We start from the raw sequence: 20,670 nt of genomic DNA on the forward strand, positions 1-20,670 counted from the left end.
TGCGCTGTCTAGACCCCTAGACGCAGACAAGGAGCTTGCCATGCGTACCAAGTGGTGCCGTGCCTTCCCCGGCCTGGCTGAGCAAGTGGTCCAGGCCCGTCACTTCGTGGCCGCCATGATCGCCGAGGAGGGTCCGGTCGATGACGCCGTCCTGGTCGTCAGCGAGCTGGCGACCAATGCCGTGCGGCACTCGCGGAGCGGTTCGGCCGGCGGCTGGTTCCTCGTGATCGTCGGCTTCGGTGGCGGCCTCGTGCGCATCGAGGTGGTCGACCAGGGCGGCGAGCGTGTGCCGCACCTGTGCGACGTGACCAGTCAGGAGGAGGGCGGGCGCGGGCTGCTGCTGATTGCGTCCTGCGCCAAGGACTGGGGCGTGAAGAACTGGCCCGACGGGCGTTCCGTATGGGCCGAGCTGGCATGGGAGGGCGCGTGACCGCGCTCCGCTCGTCGATAGCCGGCGGTTGCCTTGCGGGCGGTGGCGGGTGAGTCCGCGGGGTGTGCCCCGGCGGCGGTCCCGGTTCTTCGTGGTCGGCGGTCGTACGGGACGGCGCCTGCCGCCCATTCCGTCTAGGGCCCTAGACTCCTGGGTACTTCTGGGAGGTGTGGTCATGTCGGACGAGTTGCAGCGGATCATGGCGATCGATGATCCGTACCTGCTCCTGCGTGAGGTCACGACAAGGTTGGCCGACGCGCAGCAGGAGGTGACCGAACTTGCCCGGCTCCGTCGCCGTGTGGTCCAGGACCTCCACGCGCAGGGACTGTCCTATGCGCAGATCGCCGAGAAGGCCGGCCTGAGCCGCGGGCGGATTCATCAGATCCGGCATACAGGGCCGGCACCTGAGGGGGCCTTCCTCGGCACGGGTGCCGTCACGGTCGTGACTCCGCTGCGGTGGGACGACGTGAAGAAGCGCCCGGTCGTTGCCATGGCCGACGTGAACTCCGGGAAGCGCTTGGAGGAGCTGGCGAAGACGTACGGGCTCAGTGTCAGCTCCGGCCACGTACTCGTGAGTGGTGAAGTCGACCTCAACCGTGACGGCCTGGTCGTCGTCTGCGGGCCGGGCATGTCCCAGGTCATGAGTGACCTGTACGCCCAGGACCCGGTACTCGGCTGGGAGCATCCGGAGGGCGAACCGTGGGCCCTGGTGGACCGGCGCACTGGCACGGCGTACCACGCGGGAGCGGACATCGAACCGCGCCGCCCGCACGATGTGGGATACCTCGGCAGGCTGCCCCGCCCGGACGGCAACGGCTCGGTGCTCGCCATCGCCGGCATTCACACGGCGGGCTCCCTCGGTGTCGTGCACCTGCTTGCCTCGGACCTCGGGGCGCTGTGGGGGCAGGTGGGGGAGCGGCACTTCTCCACGCTGGTGAGCGTCGAGTACGACCCCGAGACCGACGAACCGCAGTCCGTCGAACTGCTCTGCCCCCTCTACCTGCACGACGAGGAGACGACGGCGTGAACGTCGCCCTCGGCTCCCTGCCTGCCGAACCGGGCCAGCAGAACGAGGACTTCGCGGCCGTCGCCCCCGGCGTGGCCGTCCTCCTCGACGGTGCCAGTGTGGCTGGGGCGGAGACCGGTTGTGTGCACGGTGTCGCCTGGTTCTCCTCGACGCTGGGCGGGCTGCTGCTGAGCAGCATCACGGCACACCCCGCCCGGCCGCTCATTGACTGCCTCGCCGACGCGATCCGGGACGTCCGTTCGCTGCACGAGGACACCTGTGACCTGGCCTATCGGGCCAGCCCGACCAGTACGGTCGTCGCGGTCCGGGCCGGTGGGGGAGCTCTGGAGTACCTCGTCCTCGGTGACTCGACTCTCCTCCTCGCCGACAGGGACGGGAAGACGACTGCCGTCACCGACCAGCGCCTGGACGAGGTCGGTGAACGGCTGCGCGCGCCGGTCGACGAACTGCCCACCGGCTCACCTGAACACGCTGCCGCCCTGGCCGAGTACCGCGACGCCCTGACTGGGCTCCGTAACCGGCCGGGCGGCTTCTGGATCGCCGGCCCCGAACCGCGGGCGGCCGAACACGCCCTCACGGGAACGGTGTTGCTGGAGTCGCTGGCGTCCGTGACGCTGATGAGCGACGGCGTCACACGCCTCGTCGACCAATTCGCCCTCGTCGACTGGCGAGAGGTGCTGGCCGTCCTAGGCTCCTCCGGCCCGGACGAACTGATCCGCCACGTACGGGAGGCGGAGAACGGCGACCTCGACGGGCAGCGCTGGCCGCGCGGCAAGGCAAGCGACGACGCGACGGTCCTTCACTGGGTGCTCCCGTAGCGCGTCCGGGTGGCCTTCAAGGGCTGCTCGTATACCCCTCTAGACAGTTGACGGAGCGTCGGGTTACGGTAGCCGTCAACCCCCCTAGACAGTTGGGGCGGCTTCCTCCCTGTGCTGTCTAGGGGGGTATTCAACGGCTCGGCGTCCGTGACGGACGCCCGATCAAGTGAGGTTCACACAATGCGCGTCATCCCCGTGGACACCTCGTCCGCCACTCTGCTGGTTACGAAGCTGCCCGAGGTCAAGGTGAGGGACCGGCAGACCGGTGAGGTGGCCGTGGACCCGGTCACCAACGACCGGCTCATGGTCCTGGAGCTGGTGTTCATCGCCCAGGGCGGCTCGGACATGATCAAGGTCACCGTTCCCGAGAAGGGCATCGGCGAGGGCCTGGTCATGGGCGCGCCGGTCTTCCTGTCCGGGCTGGTGGCCCGGCCCTGGGAGAGCGAGTTCGGCGGCCGTGCCCGGCACGGCATCGCCTACCGGGCGGACGCTGTCATGGTCGGCACTCCGGCCGCGGCGCAGGGCTGAGCGTCATGACCGATGCCCTGTGGGTTCTGGTGCCGGCACTGCCGGCGGTGGCCGCGCTGGTCGCGGTGCGCCGTCGGCTGCCGGTCCTGTTCTGGTGGCTGGTCGGGTATCCGGTCGTCGCGCTGCGGGTGCTCGCCACATACCGGGCCACCATGGACGCCTGCGGCCTGACAGTGCCTGCCTCGGCCATGCGCCGGGCCACCGCCCGGATGATCGGGCGGCAGGCTGCTCCCGTACCGCCTCGCCGGTCGCTGCCGCTGCCGACTGGGTCCGGGCTCGTGATGCGGCTGCGCATGGCGGCCGGGCAGGCGCCCGAGGACTTCACCGCTTCGGCCGACCGGCTGCGGCACGCCTGGGGCGCGCACGCCGTGCACGTCCGTCCCACCAAGCCGGGTCGGCTGGAGCTGCGGTTGATCGGCTGGGACGTCCTGGCCGACGTCCGACCTCCTCGGCGGTGGCTGCGGACCGAACCGCTGTCCCTGCCGCTGGCGCTGCGCGAGGACGGGCACTGGCACGTCCGGGACTTCCGCACCGTGCCGCACGAACTGATCCTCGGCGCCACGCAGTCGGGCAAGTCCGTGTACCTGCGCAACTTGCTGTGCGGGCTGGCCCGGCAACCCGTCGCACTCGTCGGCATTGACTGCAAATGGGGCGTCGAACTGGCGCCGTTCGCACCCCGGTTGTCGGCGCTCGCCGACACGCCGGACCGTGCGAACGACCTTCTTGACGTCCTGGTGGAGGAGATGGAGGCACGGTTCCGCCTGATCGGCATGACGGGCGGGACCGGTCCGGACGCCGTGCTCACCTCGGACGTCTGGGGCCTGCCGGAGAAGGTGCAGCCGGTGCCGGTCGTGGTCGTTGTCGACGAGGTCGCCGAACTCTTCCTCGCCGCGAGCAAGGACGACGAGAAGCGGCGGGACGCCATGGTCACCAAGCTCATCCGCCTTGCCCAGCTCGGCCGCGCGGCCGGCATCTACCTGGAGGTGTGCGGGCAGCGCTTCGGCGCCGAACTCGGCAAGGGCGCCACCATGCTCCGCGCCCAGCTCACCGGACGGGTCTGCCACCGCGTCAACGACGAGACATCCGCCAACATGGCGCTCGGCGACATCGCGCCGGAAGCGGCACTGGCCGCGACCTCCATCCCGGCCGAACGGCCCGGCGTCGCGGTCGTCGGCGACTCCTCCGGCGGCTGGTCCCGCGTCCGCTCACCCCACCTCACCCTCGACGACGCGGCGGCAGTCTGCCGCGACACCTCGGGCCTGGTCCCGGAACTGCCCCGCCTCGACGCCTTCCGGCCCGTCGTCGCCGAACCGGCCGGGCCACCCTCGCTCCCCGCCGCGGTGCCCACCGCTCGTCCGGCCACCGAGTAACCGCACTCCCTCTCCCACGGCCGGCGTGACCGCCTCGCGCCATGTCCCTACCCCTCCCATGCCCGAAACCGGAAGGAAGCCCTGTGTCACGCCCCTCCATCGCCGAGGTCAGCGCGCTCATCGCGGACCTGGCCGCGCTCCGGCAGGACCGGACCTCCGCCGAGTACGCCGCGCTCATGGACCGCAAGGCGGATCTGCTGGAGCGCATCGCCGACCACACGCCCGGCGACACCGAGGCCGCCGAGGTGGCCCGCCTCGCCCGCGAGCACGCCGACTCCCTCAAGTCCACCGACTGACCACGCCGGAAGGAGACCGAGCCGATGCGTGCCCACCTGGCCCGCGTAGACGCCGTGATCGTTCAGGCCGTCATCGCCGGTGCCCTGTCCTTCGCCCACCTGCACGACCTCGCCGAAGCGGCCGGACAGTCCGGCTGGAAGGCGTGGGCCTACCCCGTGAGCGTCGATCTGCTACTGGTCGCCGCCTGGCGCCGGATGCGCCAGTTGCAGCGGGCAGGACAGGCGGCCGGTGGCCCACGGCTGTGGTTCCTGGTGGCCCTGGCCGCGTCCCTCGGCGCCAACGTCGCCACGGCCGGGCTCCTCGACCTGGACGACGTACCGGCCTGGCTCCGCGTGACGGTTGCCGGCTGGCCCGCCATCGCCTTCTTCGGCGGCACGCTGCTGGCCCACGCTCCGCACACCCCGGAAACACCAGCGGCCCCGGCCCCCTCGGCAGCGGACACCCCTGCGGAGCCGCGCGCCGTTCCGTCTGCCGTCGACCGGCCCGACCGTGAGGCGCTGCCGGCGTCCTCCATCGACCCCGGCCCGGCTCCGAAGCCCACTGCCGAACCGGTTCCTACTCCGGCCCCCGCCGTCGCCCTGCCGCCCGCCCTCGTCGACCGCGTCCGGGCCCTGGCCGACGAGCACCGCTCGACCACCGGTCACCCCGCCGACCCGGACGCCGTGCGCGCCCGGCTCGGCCTGCCCCCGTCCATGACCGCATCCGTCGCCGCCCACCTCTGAGAGAGGAGCACCACCATGAACCCCCGTTTCCGCAACGTCCGCCGCATCGGCCCCGTCAACGTCGCTTCGTACGTCGACCGCGGCCGGAACCGCCACCTGGCCGCCTGCACCGCGCCCCGCTGCGACTTCTCCGCCGAGTACGACAGCCGCGCCGCCGCTGAACTGGCCGCCCGTACCCACCGCTGCTCCGCCTGACAGGAGGCCACCGAAGTGGACGTTCCGCTCTGGCTCGCCCTGCTCGTCGTCGGCGTCCTCGGCGTCAAGCTCATCCGCCCGCCCTGGTGGCTCATCGCCGTGCTGCTCCTCGGCGGCTACCTCCTCGCCGACAGCCTGCTCGCCCCCGTCATAGACCCCGCCCTCAAATGACCCGCGAAGGGAGAACGCTCATGTTCCGACCGAAGGTCCCAACCATGCCGCAGCCCACCGGCCCGGCCGCCCCGCCCGCCGTCGTCGAAACGACCACCATCACGCCGGGCACCCCGGCTCCGCCGCCGGCCCACGTCACCCCGGCCCCGAACCGCCCGGCCGTCCGGCTCACGCCCGGCACCGCGCTCGCCCTCGTCGGCGGCGGCACCGCCGTGGTCCTGGTCGTCGGCGCCGTCCTGGTCTCCATGCTCCTCGCCGTCGCCCTCACCGCCACGTCCGTGGCCGTGTGCGCCGTCGTCATCCGCTCCGTCCTCACCCGCCGCTGACCTCATTGCTCCGCCCGCCCGGCCTGCCCATGCTGTCTAGCCCCCTCGACAGGCCGGGCGCTCACACCGCACGTCCGCTCTCTTCAAGGAGGAACCCGCACATGCGTCCTGCGGCTCCGACCGCAGCCATCCGCCAGCTGGCAGCACTCGCCCTGCACGGCGACCTCAGCGCCTACGCCCACCAGATCCAGCGCCTCGGCGGCTGCGAGCGGCCCGTACGGATGGAGGGTCACCGGCTCGACGTCCACGCCGCCACTGGCGAGATCGTCCGCGAGCTCGCCGACCGTGACCTCCCGGCCGGACAGCTCCTCATCCGCTGCAACAACCGCCGTGCTACCCGGTGCGCTTCCTGCGCCGAGATCTACCGCAAAGACACTTTCCACCTCGTCACCGCCGGGCTGAGCGGCGGCAAGGGCATCGGCCCGTCCGTCGCCCAGCACCCGCGGGTCTTCGCCACCTTCACCGCCCCATCCTTCGGCCCCGTCCACAACCGCCCCGGCGGCGGCCGGTGCCGCTGCGGACGCCTCCACTCGGACGACGACCCCGCCCTCGGCACGCCCCTGGACCCGGACCGCTACGACTACCGCGAGGCCGTCCTGTGGAACGCGCACGCCGGGGCCCTGTGGGGCCGCTTCACCACCTACCTGCGCCAGCAACTCGCCTCCCGCGCGGGCCTCAGCCGCTCGGCGCTGCGCCACTGCCTCAAGCTCTCGTACGCCAAGGTCGCCGAGTACCAGCGGCGCGGCGCCATCCACTTCCACGCCGTCATCCGCCTCGACGGGCCGGACGGCGCCGAGGACGCCCCGCCGGCCTGGGCCACGACCGAACTGCTCACCGACGCGATCCGCTCCGCGGCGCGGACGGCCGAGACACCCGGCCCGGTCCTCGACGGACGTGCGTACGCCTTCCGCTTCGGTGAACAGCTCGACATCCGCCCCATCCGCTCGGCCGACTTCGCGGGCACCTCGGAACTGTCCAGCCGCGCCGTGGCGGCCTACATCGCCAAGTACGCCACCAAGGGCGCCGAGACCGCGGGCACCCTCGACCGGCCCATCCGCAACCCCATCACGGACCTGATCGGCTCCGGCGTCACCGACCACGCCCGGCGCATGATCCTCACCTGCTGGCACCTCGGCGCCCTGCCCGAACTCGAAGACCTGCGCCTGCGCAAGTGGGCCCACATGCTCGGCTTCCGCGGCCACTTCTCCACCAAGTCCCGCGCCTACTCCGTCACCCTCGGCGCCCTCCGCCAGGAACGCGCCGACCACAACGAAGCCCTGGCCCGCGAACGCGCGGCCGAGGCCGGCCACCCGCTGCCCGACCCGGACACCGTGCTCGTCCTCTCGCACTGGCGTTTCGCCGGCACCGGACTGACCGCTGCAGAACACCTCATCGCTCACGGCATCCCTTCTCCCGCAGCCCTGACAGACGACGACACGGAAGGAGAACCGGCGTGGACCACCGACGTGACGAATTGATGACCGTCCCGCAGATCCTCGCAGAGCTGGGTGGTGTGTCCCGCCGTACTTTCTACCGGTGGCGAGAGCTGGGGCAGGGCCCCGCTGCGTTCAAGCTGCCCAACGGGGAGCTCCGGGTGTGGCGGAGTGACTTCACCGCCTGGTTGCGGCAGTTGGAGGCGGCGGCATGAAGTCTCTCGACGTAAAGGTGTGGGGTGTTCGGAAGAGGAACACCAAGAAGTCGTCCTATGACGTCCGGTGGACCGTTGCCGGGAGCGTGTTCTCCGAACAGTTCCGCACTAAGGGGCTTGCGGACCATTACCGTTCCAAGTTGCTTCGCGCCGCTCATGCCGGCGAAGAGTTCGACACAGATACAGGGCTGCCCGATTCGATGGTCGAAAAGGCAGCCTCGATGACCTGGTACGCCTTCGCTCAGAAGTACCTCGCCATGAAGTGGCCGCACGCGGCGCCGAACACGCGCAACGGGATCAACGAGGCCCTGACCGCCGTGACGATGGCCCTTCTTGACGATCGTCCGGGACAGCCGTCCGAGGAACTGATCAGGAGGGCGCTCCGTAACTGGGCCTTCGTCCTTCCCGGACCGGACGAGCGTGAATTGCCGACTGAGATCGCGAACACCTTGCACTGGGTGGCCAAGGCGTCGCGTCCGCTCTCGGACCTCGGTGACGCCGCGATCGGCAGGGCCGTCCTGGATTCGCTCAAGCTGAAGCTCGACGGGACGGCGGCAGCCGCGGAGACCGTCCGGCGCAAGCGTCGGACACTCGTCAACGCGTTGCACTATGCAGTGGACCTCGGGGAGTTCAAAGAGAACCCGATCACGGGCATCCGCTGGAAGAAACCGAAGGTGGCCGGGGAAGTTGATCCCCGGGTCGTCGCCAATCCCGCGCAGGCCCGTTCCCTGCTGACTGCGGTCTCGTACGTCGGTGGGTACGGCCGGGCGCGTGGTCGCCGACTCGTCGGCCTGTTCGCCTGCATGTACTACGGCGCCTTGCGTCCGGCTGAGGCCGTCGGCCTCACCGATGCGGACCTGAAACTGCCCGAGGTCGGCTGGGGGACGGTGCTGTTGAACCGGACGCGTCCCAGCGTCGGCAAGCAGTGGACGGACTCCGGTGAGACCCATGACGACCGGGGCCTCAAGAACCGCCCGGCGGAAGAGGTCCGGCTCGTCCCGATCCCACCCCAGCTCGTCGCCATCCTCCGGCAGCACCTCGACACGTTCGGCACCGCCGAGGACGGACGGCTGTTCACCAACGAGCGTGGGGGAGTGGTCGGCTCCTCGACGTACTACCGCGTCTGGCAGGAGGCTCGTGCGCTGGCGCTTCCGCCGGCCGCGGTCGCCTCACCGCTCGCGGCTCGCCCGTATGACCTCCGGCACTCGGCACTGTCGACCTGGCTCAACTCCGGGGTGGACCCGACGGAGGTCGCCGAGCGTGCGGGCAACAGCGTTGAGGTCCTGCTGAGCCGCTATGCCAAGTGCATCGACGGACGACAGGAGATCGTCAACCGCAAGATCGAGGAGTTGTTGCGCGAGTACGAGTGATCACTGTTGCGACAGATGTGGGCCCTTGGAACCTCCGAGGGCCCACATTTTTGGCAACGCAGCTGTAGATCGTCAGGAGCTGATCTGCTGGTGTGTCGCCAGCCCGAGATCGGGGTTGTACCAGTTCGGAAGCTCTTGGGTGGCACGTACCTCCAGACGCATGAGCGCTCGCACGTGCCCCTGCTGCGGGGTGAGCGAGTCCAAGAGACCAATGACCTGGGCGAGCTTCGCCTGACGATCGGGTGAGTCTGGCTTACCCGCTAGCTCCATCAGGTTCCTGTAGGCGACCGTGAGCTGAGCGTTCACTTTGCTCTCAAGCTCAAGAACCGCGTCGCTTGCCACCAACTGAGCTTCAGCACGGGTATCTCGTTGGGTACGCCGCGCACTGCTCACTTCCGCTGCTTCCGCGTCGGCAGGTCCAGATCTCAGTGCGTACGCGTACGCCAGCATCGCGTCTCTGTAGTGACGATCATGGGCGTTGAGCAGAACGTAGCAGCTCCGGAGCTGATCGATCCTGCGTTCATCTTCAGAAGCTTGCTGCTCTGTGACACGGACCCGTTCTTCTTGCTCCAGCCTCCGCAACTCCGCCCGCTGAGCGAGGACCTGAGTGATCACTGCCGAAGCCAACGTGCCACCTACACCAACGATTGCGACGATCACAGAGATGGTCGCGCCGGACATCTCCACCCCCTGGGCTCAGATGAGTTCCCTTGATGTGCAGACGGTAGCCAACGCACCCGCGTCGCTCGCTCCAGTCGCTGATGATCGGCAGGGGGAGTTGCTGCCGGCATGGCACCGCCGACGGCCCACCCCGTGTGGCGCTTGCTGCCCGGTCTCTTGACCCGCTCAGGGGGCCCGCCATTTGTCGGGGCTGACCTGGGCAGACGCCTCAAGATCCTGTCCACGAATAGTCCACAGACCCCGACATGCGGCCGCTCCGGGCTGCACCCGCCTGCACATACGCGAAGACCCCGCTCGCAGCGTTTCCGCTGGTGACGGGGTCTTTAGGCACCTAATCCAAGGTGCCCCCGGCAGGATTCGAACCTGCGCACACGGCTCCGGAGGCCGTTGCTCTATCCCCTGAGCTACGGGGGCGTGTCCGTCGCGGTGATCGCGGCGACGGGTAGAACATTACCAGCTCCCGGGGGGTGGTCATGAACCCGTTTTCGCAGCAGGCGACAGCCGGCCGGGGTCGGTCCGGAGTGCGGGGTGTCGCCCGTGCGGGGCGGAAGTGGGGAAACGCCGGACGTGGTGGCCGGGTCCGACCTACTCTCGAGTTGTGCCAGGCGCATCGGGCCGGGTTCTTGTTGTGGACGACAACAAGGTCATCCGGCAGTTGATCAGGGTCAACCTCGAGCTGGAGGGCATCGAGGTCGTGACCGCGGCCGATGGTGCCGAGTGTCTGGAAGTCGTCCATCAGGTGCGGCCCGACCTCGTCACCCTCGATGTCGTCATGCCGCGGCTCGACGGACTCCGGACCGCGGCCCGGTTGCGTACGGACCCTCGGACCAGTCATCTCCCGCTCGTCATCGTCAGTGCCTGTACCCAGTACGAGATCGAGAGCGGGCTCGATGTGGGAGTGGACGCCTTCCTCGCCAAGCCCTTCGAGCCCGGGGAGCTCGTCCGGCTCGTCCAGCGGTTGATCCTCGGTCCCCTCGGGCGGGTTCGTGGGCCCGGTGACGCCGAGCCGGCCGCCGGTCATGCCGGAGGGTGAGATCCGGCGGTCGTCCACATCTCGGAATCGCGACCTAACTCATTCGTCTACCCACCCCCTTCCTCCCCTACGCTTGTCCCGTGACCCCCGTCGAGCTCTCCCGCACCGTGCTGCACGCGGTGCGCCGTGCCGTCGATGAGGGGGAGCTGAGGGTGGTGGCTCTGCCTGAGAAGGTTCGTGTCGCGCCTCCCGGGCCCGGAGGGTGCGGGGACTACGCGACCAATGTCGCCCTTCAGCTCGCGCGGCCGGCCGGGCAGCCGGCTCAGAGGGTCGCCGAGATTCTCAGGCCTCGTCTTCTGCGCTCCGACGGCATCGATGACGTCGTCGTCACCGGACCCGGGTTCATCAACATCAGCCTCGCCGACGCAGGAGAACCCGCCGGGCTTGTTCGCGAGGTTCTGCGGTGCGGATCCCGGTACGGGCACAGTGACGTCCTGAGTGATCACACCGTCCGGCTGCGGTCGGCCCGTGATGTGCGTGCCGTCGTCCAGGTCGAGGCTCTCGTTCGTGTTCTTCGGTCGCAGGGTGCCGTGGTTCGCGTCGACGACCACGACGGCATCGTCGTCCGGCCCGTTCCCGCGCCCGCCGACCCCTTCCGCCTCGGTACCGACGCCGGCCGCTGGGCCCTGCTGTACCCCGCCCCGCACGACCGGCCCCGGATCGGTGACGAGCATCTGGTGCAGCGGGAGAGCAATCCGCTGTTCCGGGTGCGGTACGCCCATGCCCGGACCCGGGCGCTCCTGCGGAACGCCGCCGACCTCGGATTCGGTCCCGAGCCCGGTGCCGTGGACGGAGCCCAGCCGCTGCTCCAGGTCCTCGTCGACCACCCCCGTGTCCTCGTCGCCGCCGCCACCCACCGTGCGCCCGACCGGCTCGCCCGGCAGCTCGTCGCCGTCGCCGACGCCGTGACGCCGCTGTTTCCCGCCGTGCTGCCGCTCGGCGAGGAGAAACCCTCGGCCGCCCACCGTGCCCGGCTCGCGCTCGCCGACGCCGCCGGGGCGGTGCTGGCCGGTGGCCTGTCCCTGCTCGGCATCGACGCACCCGATCACCTCTGAGAGAGTCCAGAGAGACACTGACATGAGCCGTTCCGCACACCCCGCCGGGCCCCGTCACGCCGACGTCCTTCCCGAGGGGCACTACTCCGCACCGCCCACCGACCTGAACGCCCTCGACTCCAAGGTGTGGGCCGAGACCGTCACGCGTGACACGGACGGTGTGCTCACCGTCGGCGGGATCGACGTCAAGCGGCTGGCCGAGGAGTACGGCACGCCCGCCTACGTCCTCGACGAGGACGACTTCCGAGCCCGGGCGCGGGCCTGGCGTACCGCCTTCGGCAGTGACGCCGACGTGTTCTACGCCGGCAAGGCATTCCTCTCCCGGGCCGTCGTGCGGTGGCTGGACGAGGAGGGGCTGAATCTCGACGTCTGTTCCGGGGGCGAGCTCGCCACCGCGCTCTCCGCCGGGATGTCCCCCGACCGCATCGCCTTTCACGGCAACAACAAGTCCGTGGCGGAGATCCGGCGGGCCGTGGAGGCCGGGGTCGGGCGGATCGTGCTCGACTCGTTCCAGGAGATCGTCCGGGTCGCGCACATCGCGCAGGAGCTGGGCACGCGGCAGCGGGTGCAGATCCGTATCACCGTGGGTGTCGAGGCGCACACGCACGAGTTCATCGCCACCGCCCACGAGGACCAGAAGTTCGGCATCCCGCTGGCCGGCGGGCAGGCCGCGGAGGCCGTGCGGCGGGCGCTGAAGCTGGACGGTCTCGAGCTCATCGGGATCCACTCCCACATCGGGTCGCAGATCTTCGACATGTCCGGGTTCGAGGTGGCCGCGCACCGGGTGGTGGGGCTGCTCAAGGACATCCGGGACGAGCACGGCGTGGAGTTGCCCGAGATCGACCTCGGGGGTGGGCTCGGGATCGCGTACACCAGTGACGACGACCCGCGCGAGCCGCACGAGATCGCCAAGGCGCTGACCGAGATCGTCACCCGGGAGTGCGAGGCCGCGCGGCTGACGACGCCCCGGATCTCCGTCGAGCCGGGGCGGGCCATCGTCGGGCCCACCGCCTTCACGCTCTACGAGGTCGGCACCGTCAAGCCGCTCGACGGGCTGCGGACGTACGTCTCCGTGGACGGCGGGATGTCGGACAACATCCGGACCGCGCTGTACGACGCCGAGTACAGCGTCTCCCTCGCCTCCCGTGTCTCCGACGCCGAGCCGATGCTGTGCCGGGTCGTCGGCAAGCACTGCGAGAGCGGTGACATCGTGGTGAAGGACGCCTTCCTGCCGGGGGACCTGGCACCCGGGGACCTCATCGCCGTCCCCGCGACCGGGGCGTACTGCCGGTCGATGGCCAGCAACTACAACCATGTGCTGCGTCCGCCCGTCGTCGCCGTCAGGGACGGCGAGGCGCGCGTGATCGTGCGGCGGGAGACGGAGGAGGATCTCCTCCGGCTCGACGTCGGATGAGCGGCGACGACAAGAACACCGGCCGGGTGGCGGAAGATCTTCTGTCACCCCGGTCGTGAAAATGAAATAGATGTCTCACGATCCGGACATAGCGCAGAAAGTCCCGTCCGGTGAGTGAGACTGGTGCAACCGAGACGGTAATCAGGAAACGAGGTCGGATGATGCGTACGCGTCCGCTGAAGGTGGCGCTGCTGGGCTGTGGAGTGGTCGGCTCAGAGGTGGCGCGCATCATGACGACGCACGCCGACGACCTCGCCGCCCGGATCGGGGCCCCGGTGGAGCTCGCCGGCGTGGCCGTGCGGCGGCCCGACAAGGTGCGCGAGGGGATCGACCCCGCCCTGGTCACCACCGACGCCACCGCGCTCGTCAAACGCGGCGACCTCGACATCGTCGTGGAGGTCATCGGCGGGATCGAGCCCGCCCGTACGCTCATCACCACCGCCTTCGAGCACGGCGCGTCCGTCGTCTCCGCGAACAAGGCGCTGCTCGCCCAGGACGGCGCCGCGCTGCACGCCGCCGCCGAGGAGCACGGCAAGGACCTCTACTACGAGGCCGCCGTCGCCGGCGCCATCCCGCTGATCCGGCCGTTGAGGGAGTCCCTCGCGGGTGACAAGGTCAACCGGGTGCTCGGCATCGTCAACGGGACCACCAACTTCATCCTCGACAAGATGGACTCCACGGGCGCCGGCTATCAGGAGGCGCTCGACGAGGCCACCGCGCTCGGGTACGCCGAGGCCGACCCCACCGCCGACGTCGAGGGGTTCGACGCCGCCGCCAAGGCCGCCATCCTCGCCGGGATCGCCTTCCACACGCGGGTGCGGCTCGACGACGTGCACCGCGAGGGCATGACCGAGGTCACCGCCGGCGACTTCGCCTCCGCCAGGGAGATGGGCTGCACCATCAAGCTGCTCGCCATCTGCGAGCGGGCCGAGGACGGGGCGTCGGTCACCGCGCGGGTGCATCCGGCGATGATTCCGCTCAGCCATCCGCTGGCCTCCGTGCGCGGCGCCTACAACGCGGTGTTCGTCGAGTCGGACGCCTCCGGCCAGCTCATGTTCTACGGGCCCGGTGCCGGTGGTGCGCCGACCGCTTCCGCCGTGCTCGGTGACCTCGTCGCCGTGGGGCGCAACCGGATCAGCGGGACGACCGGGCCCGGTGAGTCCGCGTACGCCGCGCTGCCCGTCTCGTCGATGGGCGAGGTCGTCACGCGGTACCACATCAGCCTCGACGTGGCCGACAAACCGGGTGTTCTCGCCCAGGTCGCGACCGTGTTCGCCGAGCACGGTGTCTCGATCGATACGGTTCGCCAGCAGGGCAAGGACGGTGAGGCCTCCCTCGTCGTCGTCACGCACCGTGCGTCCGACGCGGCCCTCGGCGGGACCGTCGAGGCGTTGCGCAAGCTCGACACCGTGCGCGGTGTCGCCAGCATCATGCGGGTTGAAGGAGAGTAACCAGCAATGACCCACCAGTGGCGCGGAATCATCGAGGAGTACCGGGACCGGCTGCCGGTATCCGACACCACGCCGGTCGTGACGCTCCGCGAGGGCGGCACGCCGCTCGTGCCCGCGCAGGTGCTCTCCGAGCGCACGGGCTGCGAGGTGCACCTCAAGGTCGAGGGCGCGAACCCGACCGGGTCCTTCAAGGACCGGGGCATGACCATGGCCATCTCCAAGGCGAAGGAGGAGGGGGCCAAGGCGGTCATCTGCGCCTCCACCGGCAACACCTCCGCCTCCGCCGCCGCGTACGGGGTGCGCGCGGGCATGGTGTCCGCCGTCCTCGTGCCGCAGGGCAAGATCGCGCTCGGCAAGATGGGGCAGGCGCTGGTCCACGGGGCGAAGATCCTCCAGGTCGACGGCAACTTCGACGACTGCCTCACGCTGGCCCGCGCGCTGAGCGACAACTACCCGGTGGCGCTGGTCAATTCGGTCAATCCGGTACGGATAGAAGGCCAGAAGACGGCCGCCTTCGAGATCGTGGACATGCTGGGCGACGCGCCCGACATCCACGTCCTGCCGGTGGGCAACGCGGGCAACATCACCGCGTACTGGAAGGGGTACAAGGAGTACGCCGCCGATCGGGTCAGCACGAAGAAGCCGCGCATGTGGGGGTTCCAGGCCTCCGGCAGCGCGCCGATCGTGCGCGGCGAGGTCGTCAAGGACCCGTCGACCATCGCCACCGCCATCCGCATCGGCAACCCCGCCTCCTGGGACTTCGCGCTCGCCGCGCGGGACGAGTCGGGCGGCGCCATAGACGAGGTGACGGACCGTGAGATCCTGCGCGCCTACCGGCTGTTGGCCTCGCAGGAGGGCGTCTTCGTCGAGCCCGCGTCCGCCGCGTCGGTCGCCGGTCTGCTGAAGGCCGCCGAGCAGGGCAAGGTCGATCCGGGGCAGAAGATCGTGTGCACCGTCACCGGCAACGGTCTGAAGGACCCGGACTGGGCCGTCGCCGGCGCCCCGCAGCCGGTCACCGTCCCCGTGGACGCCGCGACCGCCGCCGAGCGGCTCGGCCTGGTCTAGCACGGGCGGCCGGACGCGACCGGGCCCGCAAAGCGGGCGTAAGAGCGCGTCCACCTGGGGAAGTTCTCCACAGGGGGTGCACAGGGGGCTTGCGACACGCATCGTGCGCCTCCTGTGCGCCCTATGTCGCCACTGAACCTTCCTTCGATAGGCTGTACCGGACCCGCCCGCCGCATATGCCGCGGTATCGCGGCGTCTCCGTGGTCCGGAAAGCGGCCCGGAGCGGCCCGGAAAGCGGCCGGCCACCCCGGTCGGCGGCGATCCCAGGGGGTTTCGTACGCCCCCGCACGTCCCCACACGTCCCCTCACGTCCCTCGAATGTCATTCGACAGTCACGCAGCTCAAGGAGAGTCTTCGAGCGATGGCCGGTCCCGCGTTCCGCGCCGCCGCCGTCCGGGTGCGCGTCCCCGCCACCAGCGCCAACCTCGGCCCGGGCTTCGACGCCCTCGGCCTCGCGCTGGGTCTCTACGACGACGTGGTCGTCCGGGTGGCCGACTCCGGACTGCACATCGACATCGCCGGTGAGGGCGGCGAGACCCTCCCGCGCGACGAGCGCCATCTCCTCGTACGCTCCCTGCGCACCGCCTTCGACCTGCTCGGCGGACAGCCGCGCGGCCTGGAGATCGTCTGCGCCAACCGCATCCCGCACGGCCGCGGCCTGGGCTCCTCCTCCGCCGCCATCTGCGCCGGCATCGTCGCCGCCCGCGCCGTGACCATAGGCGCCGAGGCCAGGCTCGACGACACCGCGCTCCTCGAACTCGCCACCGAGATCGAGGGCCACCCCGACAACGTCGCGGCCTGCCTGCTGGGAGGTTTCACCCTGTCCTGGATGGAGCGCGGCGCGGCCCGGGCGATCAGGATGGAGCCCGCCGATTCCATCGTTCCGGTGGTTTTCGTGCCCGGGAAGCCGGTTCTCACCGAGACCGCGCGGGGTCTGCTCCCGCGCACCGTGCCGCATGTCGACGCCGCCACCAACGCGGGCCGTGCCGCCCTGCTCGTCGAGGCCCTGACCAGGCGCCCCGAGCTGCTGCTGCCCGCCACCGAGGACCGGCTGCACCAGGAGTACCGCGCCCCGGCCATGCCCGAGAGCGCCGCCCTGGTGGAGCGGCTGCGGGGGGACGGGATCCCCGCGGTGATCTCCGGCGCCGGACCCACGGTCATGGCGCTGGCGGACGCGGAAACGGCCGACAAGGTCGAAGCACTGGCCGGCAACGACTGGGCCGCCAACCGGCTCGGTCTCGACGCGCAGGGCGCGAGCGTGCTTCCGCTCGCCACCTGACACACGGTTGCCGGATTTGGAGAGGGGGAATGTTTGTTGGATCCGGTAGTGTTAACCTCAAGTCTGCACCCGACCCCACCATGGCGAGGTGCCTCGTGTCCCCGTCCGGGACAGACATTCTTCCGGGAGCCCCCCAAGCCGCACTGTGTTCTCTGCTACGTACGCGGGCAGTACGTCGCACGCGGACACTGAACGGCTCGACGATGGGGGTACCCCCTCTGGGGGAGCTTCGGAACAGGTGCGACCACGCCACGTGACACTGGGTGCCACGGCTCGGGGAAGCGCCATCACCAGATATCTCTTCCGCCGTTCAGGCGGACAACCGCCCCGGCACGGTTCACACAGCAAGGACCGATGCCGGACAGCACAACCGGTCGCCGAGCCAGACAGGCCGACGTCCGCTCCAGGGAAGGACCCTTCGTGAGCGACACCACCGATCTGATGGGCGCACGTGTCGAGGAGACCGCTGCCGCGCCCGCCACGGACGCTTCCGCGCCTGCCACCGGTGCCGGCTCCCGGCGGCGCCGCGGTACCGGCCTCGAGGGCATGGTGCTGGCCGAACTGCAGCAGGTCGCGTCCGGCCTCGGAATCAGGGGCACCGCGCGGATGCGCAAGAGCCAGCTGATCGAGGTCATCAAGGAGGCGCAGGCCGCCGGTGGGGGTGCCCCCTCTGGGGGAGCGGCCCCGGCCAAGGCCGAGTCCGCCGCCGAGACCAAGCCCAAGCGCCGTGCCACCTCCCGGACCCGTACCGGCGAGGCCGCCGAGAAGAAGGCCGACGCCAAGGCCGAGCAGGCCCCCGCCGAGAAGGCCGCGGCCCAGCAGCAGATCGAGATCCCGGGCCAGCCCTCCCCGAAGGCCTCCGGCCAGTCCGAGCAGGCCGAGGAGGCCGCTCCCGTCGAGCGCCGCCGCCGTCGCGCCACCGCCGAGGCGGGCGCCCCGGCCGCCGCCGCGACCGAGACGGTCACCGCCGAGGCGAAGGCCGAGCCCAAGGCCGAGGCCCCGGCCCAGCAGCAGTCGCAGCAGCAGGGCGACGCCAAGGGCGACCACGACGGCGGCGAGGGCCGCCGCCGCGACCGCCGTGAGCGCGGCCGCGACCGTGACCGTGGTGAGCGCGGCGACCGTGGTGAGCGCGGCGACCGCGGGGACCGTCGTGGCAAGGGCGACGACCAGCAGCAGGGCCAGGGCGGCCAGGGCCGTCAGCAGAACCAGCAGGGCGGCGGCGGCCGACAGGACCGTCAGCAGCACGACGACGACGACTTCGAGGGCGGCCGTCGTGGCCGTCGCGGGCGCTACCGCGACCGCCGTGGCCGTCGTGGCCGCGACGAGATGGGCCAGGAGCCGCAGATCACCGAGGACGACGTCCTGATCCCGGTCGCGGGCATCCTCGACATCCTCGACAACTACGCGTTCATCCGGACCTCCGGCTACCTGCCCGGTCCGAACGACGTGTACGTCTCCCTCGCCCAGGTCCGCAAGAACGGCCTGCGCAAGGGCGACCACGTCACCGGCGCCGTGCGCCAGCCCAAGGAGGGCGAGCGCCGCGAGAAGTTCAACGCGCTGGTCCGCCTGGACTCCGTCAACGGCATGGCGCCCGAACACGGCCGTGGCCGCCCGGAGTTCAACAAGCTCACCCCGCTGTACCCGCAGGACCGCCTCCGCCTGGAGACGGACCCCGGCGTCCTCACCACCCGGATCATCGACCTCGTGTCGCCGATCGGTAAGGGCCAGCGCGGTCTGATCGTGGCCCCGCCGAAGACCGGCAAGACCATGATCATGCAGGCGATCGCCAACGCGATCACCCACAACAACCCCGAGTGCCACCTGATGGTCGTCCTCGTCGACGAGCGTCCGGAAGAGGTCACCGACATGCAGCGGTCGGTGAAGGGCGAGGTCATCTCCTCGACCTTCGACCGTCCCGCCGAGGACCACACCACGGTCGCCGAGCTCGCCATCGAGCGCGCCAAGCGCCTGGTGGAGCTGGGTCACGACGTCGTCGTGCTGCTCGACTCGATCACGCGTCTGGGCCGTGCGTACAACCTCGCCGCCCCGGCCTCCGGCCGCATCCTGTCCGGTGGTGTCGACTCGACCGCCCTGTACCCGCCGAAGCGCTTCTTCGGTGCGGCCCGCAACATCGAGGACGGCGGTTCGCTGACCATCCTCGCCACCGCCCTGGTGGACACCGGGTCCCGCATGGACGAGGTGATCTTCGAGGAGTTCAAGGGCACCGGCAACATGGAGCTCAAGCTCGACCGGAAGCTCGCCGACAAGCGCATCTTCCCCGCGGTGGACGTCGACGCGTCCGGCACCCGCAAGGAGGAGATCCTGCTCGGCAACGAGGAACTGGCCGTCGTCTGGAAGCTGCGCCGGGTGCTGCACGCGCTCGACCAGCAGCAGGCGATCGAGCTGCTCCTCGACAAGATGAAGCAGACCAAGTCGAACGCCGAGTTCCTGATGCAGATCCAGAAGACGACGCCGGGCAACGGCGACTGACGTCGCGCTTTCCCGTCGCGCTTTCCACCGGAAGGGCCGCTCCCGCGAGGGGGCGGCCCTTCCGCGTGCGGCGAGGGCTCCGCCGGCGGGACGATGGATGCCGTACGGCTGTGAGGGCCGGGTCTGACACCGGGTGCAGGGGGTAACCGACCGGGGACGAGCCGAGGAGCACATGTCTGCCGAGAGCACACCGGGCCACCGGGGCAAGGGGCGCCGGGGCCTGAAGGTCGCGGCCTGGACCGCCGCCGGCGTCGTCGCCCTCGGCGGCACCGGCGCCGGATACGTGTACTTAAAGCTCAACGGCAACATCGAGAGCCTCGACATCGACCGGGCCCTCGGCACCGACCGGCCCGAGAAGGCCGGCAACGGCTCCGAGAACATCCTCGTCCTCGGCTCCGACACCCGCTCCGGCGGCAACAAGGAGCTCGGCGGCGGCACCGACGACGGAAGCGCCCGCTCCGACACCGCGATGATCGTGCACGTCCACGAGGGCCACAAGAAGGCGAGCGTGGTCTCCGTCCCGCGCGACACCGTCGTCGACCGTCCCGAGTGCACCGACACCGACGGCGGCACCCACCCCGCGGCGAGCGGTGTGATGTTCAACTCCGCCTACGCCACGGGCGGGGCGGCCTGCGCGGTGAAGACCGTCGAGTCGATCACCGACCTGCGCATGGACCACTACCTGGAGATCGACTTCACCGGCTTCCGGAAGATCGTCGACGAACTCGGCGGCGTCGAGGTCACCACCGGCGAGGACATCCACGACCCCGACAGCCACCTCGACCTGGAGGCCGGCACCCACCGGCTCGACGGCGAACAGGCCCTCGCCCTGGTACGCACCCGGCACGGCGTCGGCGACGGCTCCGACCTCGGTCGCATCCAGCTCCAGCAGGCCTTCGTCAAGGCCCTGGTACGGCAGGTCGGGGAGATCGGCGTCCTCACCGGCCCCAAGAAGCTGTACGACCTCGCCGACACCGCCACCAGGACCGTCACCACCGACTCCGACCTGGGCTCGGTCAACGCCCTGATGTCCTTCGCGTCCGGCCTGAAGAACATCACCCCCGCCGGCCTGCACATGATCACCCTGCCGGTTACCTACGACCCGGCCGACGCCAACCGGGTCCTGATCGAGAAGACCAAGGCCCAGCAGGTCTGGAACGCCCTGAAGAACGACCAGCCGATCCCGGCGACGGCCACAGAGGAAACGGCCACCGGTGAAGCAAAGGGCTTGGTGAGAGGCTTTTAAGGGGCGCGGGTCTGTATCGATATGCGGCTCCGCCGCGTGGGCGCGAGAAACCAC

22 protein-coding genes and 1 tRNA gene are annotated in these 20,670 nt (G+C 70.3%); 21 read left to right on the forward strand and 2 right to left on the reverse strand.

Annotated elements, in window-relative coordinates; genetic code table 11:
• The first annotated feature begins 40 nt into the window (after positions 1 to 40).
• From AMK33_RS10295 to AMK33_RS10350, 13 genes are all read left to right on the forward strand, one after another.
• Positions 41 to 430 (forward strand): ATP-binding protein, encoded by a 390-nt coding sequence (locus AMK33_RS10295; protein WP_073932469.1) that lies wholly within the window; start codon positions 41 to 43, stop codon positions 428 to 430.
• 175 nt (positions 431 to 605) lie between these two features.
• A complete protein-coding gene (locus tag AMK33_RS10300; protein WP_073932470.1) occupies positions 606 to 1,457 on the forward strand; it encodes a sigma factor-like helix-turn-helix DNA-binding protein in 852 nt (283 codons plus the stop codon).
• The gene (locus AMK33_RS10305; protein WP_073932471.1) at positions 1,454 to 2,275 is read left to right on the forward strand and encodes a protein phosphatase 2C domain-containing protein; all 822 of its coding nucleotides are present in this window, start codon (positions 1,454 to 1,456) and stop codon (positions 2,273 to 2,275) included. The genes AMK33_RS10300 and AMK33_RS10305 overlap by 4 nt, the downstream gene beginning before the upstream one ends.
• A gap of 180 nt (positions 2,276 to 2,455) precedes the next feature.
• A complete protein-coding gene (locus AMK33_RS10310; RefSeq protein WP_073932472.1) occupies positions 2,456 to 2,803 on the forward strand; it encodes an SCO3933 family regulatory protein in 348 nt (115 codons plus the stop codon).
• Between the two features lie 5 nt (positions 2,804 to 2,808).
• Positions 2,809 to 4,173: an FtsK/SpoIIIE domain-containing protein gene (locus tag AMK33_RS10315; protein ID WP_073932473.1), complete on the forward strand. Its 1,365-nt coding sequence runs from the start codon at positions 2,809 to 2,811 to the stop codon at positions 4,171 to 4,173.
• An 83-nt stretch (positions 4,174 to 4,256) separates the two neighbouring features.
• Positions 4,257 to 4,469, forward strand: coding sequence for a hypothetical protein (locus AMK33_RS10320; RefSeq protein WP_073932474.1), 213 nt, complete (start codon positions 4,257 to 4,259; stop codon positions 4,467 to 4,469).
• 24 nt (positions 4,470 to 4,493) lie between these two features.
• Complete coding sequence (locus AMK33_RS10325; RefSeq protein ID WP_073932475.1) at positions 4,494 to 5,192, forward strand: DUF2637 domain-containing protein; 699 nt, start codon at positions 4,494 to 4,496, stop codon at positions 5,190 to 5,192.
• Between the two features lie 15 nt (positions 5,193 to 5,207).
• Complete coding sequence (locus AMK33_RS10330) at positions 5,208 to 5,387, forward strand: mobile element transfer protein (protein ID WP_073932476.1); 180 nt, start codon at positions 5,208 to 5,210, stop codon at positions 5,385 to 5,387.
• 15 nt (positions 5,388 to 5,402) lie between these two features.
• Positions 5,403 to 5,558, forward strand: coding sequence for a hypothetical protein (locus AMK33_RS41305; protein ID WP_006134826.1), 156 nt, complete (start codon positions 5,403 to 5,405; stop codon positions 5,556 to 5,558).
• Between the two features lie 20 nt (positions 5,559 to 5,578).
• Entirely contained in the window at positions 5,579 to 5,884 is a 306-nt protein-coding gene (locus AMK33_RS10335) for a SpdD-like protein (protein ID WP_073932477.1), read from the forward strand.
• 101 nt (positions 5,885 to 5,985) lie between these two features.
• Entirely contained in the window at positions 5,986 to 7,362 is a 1,377-nt protein-coding gene (locus AMK33_RS10340; protein ID WP_073932478.1) for a replication initiator, read from the forward strand.
• Positions 7,362 to 7,532, forward strand: a complete 171-nt coding sequence (locus AMK33_RS10345; protein ID WP_006134823.1) for a helix-turn-helix transcriptional regulator — start codon at positions 7,362 to 7,364, stop codon at positions 7,530 to 7,532. Before AMK33_RS10340 ends, AMK33_RS10345 begins: the two co-directional genes overlap by 1 nt.
• Positions 7,529 to 8,902, forward strand: a complete 1,374-nt coding sequence (locus AMK33_RS10350) for a tyrosine-type recombinase/integrase (RefSeq protein WP_073932479.1) — start codon at positions 7,529 to 7,531, stop codon at positions 8,900 to 8,902. Before AMK33_RS10345 ends, AMK33_RS10350 begins: the two co-directional genes overlap by 4 nt.
• A gap of 72 nt (positions 8,903 to 8,974) precedes the next feature.
• On the opposite strand, the gene AMK33_RS10355 is transcribed toward AMK33_RS10350, so the two are convergent.
• Both AMK33_RS10355 and AMK33_RS10360 read right to left on the reverse strand, forming a co-directional pair.
• Entirely contained in the window at positions 8,975 to 9,583 is a 609-nt protein-coding gene (locus tag AMK33_RS10355; RefSeq protein ID WP_143203816.1) for a hypothetical protein, read from the reverse strand.
• A gap of 342 nt (positions 9,584 to 9,925) precedes the next feature.
• Positions 9,926 to 9,997: transfer RNA gene (locus AMK33_RS10360), tRNA-Arg, on the reverse strand.
• A gap of 136 nt (positions 9,998 to 10,133) precedes the next feature.
• On the opposite strand from AMK33_RS10360, the gene AMK33_RS10365 reads away from it, so the two are divergent.
• The 8 genes from AMK33_RS10365 (at position 10,134) to AMK33_RS10400 (ending at position 20,616) form a co-directional block, all read left to right on the forward strand.
• A complete protein-coding gene (locus tag AMK33_RS10365; RefSeq protein WP_201263003.1) occupies positions 10,134 to 10,616 on the forward strand; it encodes a response regulator in 483 nt (160 codons plus the stop codon).
• A gap of 80 nt (positions 10,617 to 10,696) precedes the next feature.
• Positions 10,697 to 11,671: an ArgS-related anticodon-binding protein NrtL gene (nrtL, locus tag AMK33_RS10370; RefSeq protein ID WP_073932482.1), complete on the forward strand. Its 975-nt coding sequence runs from the start codon at positions 10,697 to 10,699 to the stop codon at positions 11,669 to 11,671.
• A gap of 22 nt (positions 11,672 to 11,693) precedes the next feature.
• Positions 11,694 to 13,085 (forward strand): diaminopimelate decarboxylase, encoded by a 1,392-nt coding sequence (lysA, locus tag AMK33_RS10375; protein WP_073932483.1) that lies wholly within the window; start codon positions 11,694 to 11,696, stop codon positions 13,083 to 13,085.
• A gap of 158 nt (positions 13,086 to 13,243) precedes the next feature.
• Positions 13,244 to 14,536 carry a homoserine dehydrogenase gene (locus AMK33_RS10380; RefSeq protein WP_073932484.1) on the forward strand — a complete coding sequence of 431 codons (1,293 nt, stop codon included), beginning with the start codon at positions 13,244 to 13,246 and terminating at the stop codon, positions 14,534 to 14,536.
• Between the two features lie 6 nt (positions 14,537 to 14,542).
• On the forward strand, positions 14,543 to 15,601 hold the full coding sequence (gene thrC, locus AMK33_RS10385) for a threonine synthase (protein ID WP_073932485.1): 1,059 nt from the start codon (positions 14,543 to 14,545) through the stop codon (positions 15,599 to 15,601).
• A 361-nt stretch (positions 15,602 to 15,962) separates the two neighbouring features.
• A complete protein-coding gene (gene thrB, locus AMK33_RS10390; RefSeq protein WP_073932486.1) occupies positions 15,963 to 16,880 on the forward strand; it encodes a homoserine kinase in 918 nt (305 codons plus the stop codon).
• A 420-nt stretch (positions 16,881 to 17,300) separates the two neighbouring features.
• Positions 17,301 to 19,370: a transcription termination factor Rho gene (gene rho / locus AMK33_RS10395; RefSeq protein WP_073932487.1), complete on the forward strand. Its 2,070-nt coding sequence runs from the start codon at positions 17,301 to 17,303 to the stop codon at positions 19,368 to 19,370.
• Positions 19,371 to 19,542: 172 nt separating this feature from the next.
• Positions 19,543 to 20,616 carry an LCP family protein gene (locus AMK33_RS10400; protein WP_073932488.1) on the forward strand — a complete coding sequence of 358 codons (1,074 nt, stop codon included), beginning with the start codon at positions 19,543 to 19,545 and terminating at the stop codon, positions 20,614 to 20,616.
• Positions 20,617 to 20,670 lie beyond the last annotated feature (54 nt).

It is taken from the genome of Streptomyces sp. CB02400, from assembly GCF_001905725.1.
GTDB lineage: Bacteria > Actinomycetota > Actinomycetes > Streptomycetales > Streptomycetaceae > Streptomyces > Streptomyces atrovirens.